Origin of the sequence: Chitinophaga sp. sic0106, assembly GCF_019219075.1 — a bacterium.
GTDB lineage: Bacteria > Bacteroidota > Bacteroidia > Chitinophagales > Chitinophagaceae > Chitinophaga.
On sequence record NZ_JAHUWJ010000036.1, the window covers coordinates 1 to 5,711 of the forward strand.

The following is a 5,711-nucleotide window of genomic DNA, read 5'->3' on the forward strand; positions in this document are numbered from 1 at the left end:
TGTCCAGGTCAGTTGTACCTGATCTCCAGGTGTTACCGTGATGGTAGCTTTTGGATCATGGATATCACTTACAACAGGAGCAGCGTTTGCACCAGTGTACTGCACTGTCCAGGTACCAATCTGCTGGATGTTTCCAGTAGATACTACAGGGGTGGCATCCAGGGTGAAGGCAGTAGTTCTACCGCAATCTTCCTGATCTGCTCCCGCGTTGGCGGCTGGGTTAGCAGCGTAGTTATAGATAGTTACTACATCGGTAGTAGCTGGGCAAGTGGTGATGATGGTGCCATTTACCATGCTGGTTACGGTCCAGGTCAGTTGTACCTGATCACCAGGTGTTACCGTGATGGTAGCTTTTGGATCATGGATATCACTTACCGTTGGAGCAGTATTAGCACCAGTGTACTGCACCGTCCAGGTACCAATCTGCTGGATGTTTCCTGTAGATACTACAGGGGTGGCATCCAGGGTGAAGGCAGTAGTTCTACCGCAATCTTCCTGATCTGCACCCGCGTTGGCAGCTGGGTTAGCAGCGTAGTTATAGATAGTTACTACATCAGTAGTAGCTGGGCAAGTGGTGATGATAGCGCCATTTACCATGCTGGTAACTGTCCAGGTCAGTTGTACCTGATCACCAGGTGTTACCGTGATGGTAGCTTTTGGATCATGGATATCACTTACTACAGGAGCAGCGTTAGCACCAGCGTACTGCACGGTCCAGGTACCGATCTGCTGGATGTTACCAGTAGATACTACAGGGGTGGCATCCAGGGTGAAGGCAGTAGTTCTACCACAATCTTCCTGATCTGCTCCCGCGTTGGCGGCTGGGTTTGCAGCGTAGTTATAGATAGTTACTACATCAGTAGTAGCTGGGCAATTAGTGTTTACTACACCATTTGCCATGCTGGTTACTGTCCAGGTCAGTTGTACCTGATCACCAGGCGTTACCGTGATGGTAGCTTTTGGATCATGGATATCACTTACAACAGGAGCAGCGTTTGCACCAGTGTACTGCACGGTCCAGGTACCGATCTGCTGGATGTTGCCAGTAGATAGCACTGGGGTGGCATCCAGGGTGAAGGCAGTAGTTCTACCGCAATCTTCCTGATCTGCACCCGCGTTGGCGGCTGGGTTGGCAGCGTAGTTATAGATTGTTACTACATTGGTAGTAGCTGGGCAAGTGGCGATGATGGTGCCATTTATCATGCTGGTGACTGTCCAGGTCAGTTGTACCTGATCACCAGGTGTTACCGTGATGGTAGCTTTTGGATCATGGATATCACTTACTACAGGAGCAGTGTTAGCACCAGTGTACTGCACCGTCCAGGTACCAATCTGCTGGATGTTTCCAGTAGATACCACAGGGGTGGCATCCAGGGTGAAGGCAGTAGTTCTACCGCAATCTTCCTGATCTGCTCCGGCGTTGGCAGCTGGGTTTGCAGCGTAGTTATAGATCGTTACTACATCAGTAGTAGCTGGGCAAGTGGCGATGATGGTGCCATTTACCATGCTGGTGATTGTCCAGGTCAGTTGTACCTGATCTCCAGGTGTTACCGTGATGGTAGCTTTTGGATCATGGATATCACTTACAACAGGAGCAGCGTTTGCACCAGTGTACTGCACTGTCCAGGTACCAATCTGCTGGATGTTTCCAGTAGATACTACAGGGGTTGCATCCAGGGTGAAGGCTGTGGTTCTACCGCAATCTTCCTGATCTGCTCCTGCGTTGGCAGCTGGGTTGGCAGCGTAGTTATAGATAGTTACTACATCGGTAGTAGCTGGGCAAGTGGCGATGATGGTGCCATTTACCATGCTGGTCACTGTCCAGGTCAGTTGTACCTGATCACCTACTGGCACTACGATAGTGGCTTTAGGATCATGGATATCACTTACTGTTGGAGCAGCGTTAGCACCGGTGTACTGCACTGTCCAGGTACCGATCTGCTGGATATTTCCAGTAGATACTACAGGGGTGGCATCCAGGGTGAAGGCAGTAGTTCTACCGCAATCTTCCTGATCTACACCCGCGTTGGCAGCCGGGTTAGCAGCGTAGTTATAAATAGTTACTACATCGGTAGTAGCTGGGCAATTAGTGTTTACTACACCATTTACGATACTGGTTACGGTCCAGGTCAGTTGTACCTGATCTCCTACTGGCACTATGATAGTGGCCTTTGGATCATGGATATCACTTACCGTTGGAGCTGTATTAGCACCAGTGTACTGCACTGTCCAGGTACCAATCTGCTGGATGTTTCCAGTAGATACTACAGGGGTTGCATCCAGGGTGAAGGCAGTAGTTCTACCGCAATCTTCCTGATCTGCTCCGGCGTTGGCAGCTGGGTTTGCAGCGTAGTTGAGAATTGTTACTACATCAGTAGTAGCTGGGCAAGTGGCGATGATGGTGCCATTTACGATACTGGTGATTGTCCAGGTCAGTTGTACCTGATCACCAGGCGTTACCGTGATGGTAGCTTTAGGATCATGGATATCACTTACCGTTGGAGCGGTGTTAGCACCAGTGTACTGCACTGTCCAGGTACCGATCTGCTGGATGTTTCCAGTAGATATCACAGGGGTGGCATCCAGGGTGAAGGCAGTAGTTCTACCGCAATCTTCCTGATCTGCTCCCGCGTTGGCAGCTGGGTTTGCAGCGTAGTTATAAATAGTTACTACATCGGTAGTAGCTGGGCAATTAGTGTTTACTACACCATTTACGATACTGGTGACTGTCCAGGTCAGTTGAACCTGATCTCCTACTGGCACTATGATAGTGGCCTTTGGATCATGGATATCACTTACCGTTGGAGCTGTATTAGCACCAGTGTACTGCACTGTCCAGGTGCCAATCTGCTGGATGTTACCAGTAGATACTACAGGTGTTGCATCCAGGGTGAAGGCAGTAGTTCTACCGCAATCTTCCTGATCTGCTCCTGCGTTGGCGGCTGGGTTGGCAGCGTAGTTATAGATAGTTACTACATCAGTAGTAGCTGGGCAATTAGTGTTTACTACACCATTTACCATGCTAGTTACGGTCCAGGTCAGTTGTACCTGATCTCCTACCGGCACTACGATAGTGGCTTTAGGGTCATGGATATCACTTACAACAGGAGCAGCGTTAGCACCAGTGTATTGCACCGTCCAGGTACCAATCTGCTGGATGTTTCCAGTAGATACTACAGGGGTGGCATCCAGGGTGAAGGCAGTAGTTCTACCACAATCTTCCTGATCTGCTCCTGCGTTGGCAGCTGGGTTTGCAGCGTAGTTATAGATCGTTACTACATCGGTAGTAGCTGGGCAATTAGTGTTTACTACACCATTTACGATACTGGTGACTGTCCAGGTCAGTTGTACCTGATCTCCTACTGGCACTACGATAGTGGCTTTTGGATCATGGATATCACTTACAACAGGAGCAGCGTTAGCACCAGTGTACTGCACGGTCCAGGTACCGATCTGCTGGATGTTTCCAGTAGATACAACAGGGGTGGCATCCAGGGTGAAGGCAGTAGTTCTACCGCAATCTTCCTGATCTACACCCGCGTTGGCAGCCGGGTTAGCAGCGTAGTTATAAATAGTTACTACATCGGTAGTAGCTGGGCAATTAGTGTTTACTACACCATTTGCGATACTGGTGATTGTCCAGGTCAGTTGTACCTGATCACCAGGCGTTACCGTGATGGTAGCTTTAGGATCATGGATATCACTTACCGTTGGAGCTGTGTTAGCACCAGTGTACTGCACCGTCCAGGTACCGATCTGCTGGATGTTTCCAGTAGATACCACAGGGGTGGCATCCAGGGTGAAGGCAGTAGTTCTACCGCAATCTTCCTGATCTGCTCCGGCGTTGGCAGCTGGGTTGGCAGCGTAGTTATAGATAGTTACTACATCGGTAGTAGCTGGGCAATTAGTGTTTACTACACCATTTACGATACTGGTTACGGTCCAGGTCAGTTGTACCTGATCGCCAGGCGTTACCGTGATGGTAGCTTTTGGATCATGGATATCACTTACAACCGGAGCGGTGTTAGCACCAGTGTACTGCACCGTCCAGGTACCGATCTGCTGGATATTTCCAGTAGATACCACAGGGGTAGCATCCAGGGTGAAGGCAGTAGTTCTACCACAATCTTCCTGATCTGCTCCCGCGTTGGCGGCTGGGTTTGCAGCGTAGTTATAAATAGTTACTACATCGGTAGTCGCTGGGCAATTAGTGTTTACTACACCATTTACGATACTGGTTACGGTCCAGGTCAGTTGTACCTGATCTCCAGGCGTTACCGTGATGGTAGCTTTTGGATCATGGATATCACTTACAACAGGAGCAGTGTTTGCACCAGTGTACTGCACTGTCCAGGTACCGATCTGCTGGATGTTTCCTGTAGATACTACAGGGGTGGCATCCAGGGTGAAGGCAGTAGTTCTACCGCAATCTTCCTGATCTGCTCCGGCGTTGGCGGCTGGGTTTGCAGCGTAGTTATAGATAGTTACTACATCGGTAGTAGCTGGGCAATTAGTGTTTACTACACCATTTACGATACTGGTGACGGTCCAGGTCAGTTGTACCTGATCTCCTACCGGCACTACGATAATGGCTTTTGGATCATGGATATCACTTACAACAGGAGCTGTATTAGCACCAGTGTACTGCACTGTCCAGGTACCGATCTGCTGAATGTTTCCAGTAGAAACCACTGGGGTGGCATCCAGGGTGAAGGCGGTGGTTCTTCCGCAATCTTCCTGATCAGCTCCTGCGTTGGCGGCTGGGTTAGCAGCGTAGTTAAGAATAGTTACTACATCGGTAGTAGCTGGGCAATTAGTGTTTACTACACCATTTACGATACTGGTGACTGTCCAGGTCAGTTGTACCTGATCTCCTACTGGCACTACGATAGTGGCTTTTGGATCATGGATATCACTTACAACAGGAGCAGCGTTAGCACCAGTGTACTGCACGGTCCAGGTACCGATCTGCTGGATGTTTCCAGTAGATACCACAGGGGTGGCATCCAGGGTGAAGGCAGTAGTTCTACCGCAATCTTCCTGATCTGCGCCCGCGTTGGCAGCTGGGTTGGCAGCGTAGTTATAGATAGTTACTACATCAGTAGTAGCTGGGCAATTAGTGTTTACTACACCATTTACGATACTGGTTACGGTCCAGGTCAGTTGTACCTGATCACCAGGTGTTACCGTGATGGTAGCTTTTGGATCATGGATATCACTAACCGTTGGAGCTGCATTAGCACCAGTGTACTGCACTGTCCAGGTACCAATCTGCTGGATGTTTCCAGTAGATACTACAGGGGTGGCATCCAGGGTGAAGGCAGTAGTTCTACCGCAATCTTCCTGATCTGCGCCCGCGTTGGCAGCTGGGTTGGCAGCGTAGTTGAGAATTGTTACTACATCGGTAGTAGCTGGGCAAGTGGCGATGATGGTGCCATTTACCATGCTGGTCACTGTCCAGGTCAGTTGTACCTGATCACCTACTGGCACTACGATAGTGGCTTTAGGATCATGGATATCACTTACTGTTGGAGCAGCGTTAGCACCGGTGTACTGCACTGTCCAGGTACCGATCTGCTGAATGTTTCCAGTAGATACTACAGGGGTGGCATCCAGGGTGAAGGCAGTAGTTCTACCGCAATCTTCCTGATCTACACCCGCGTTGGCAGCCGGGTTAGCAGCGTAGTTATAAATAGTTACTACATCGGTAG

1 protein-coding gene is annotated in these 5,711 nt (G+C 49.7%); it reads right to left on the reverse strand.

What is annotated here, in order from left to right:
• On the reverse strand, nucleotides 1-5,711 hold a 5,711-nt coding region (locus KW844_RS28785), incomplete at both ends, for a hypothetical protein (RefSeq protein WP_218380230.1).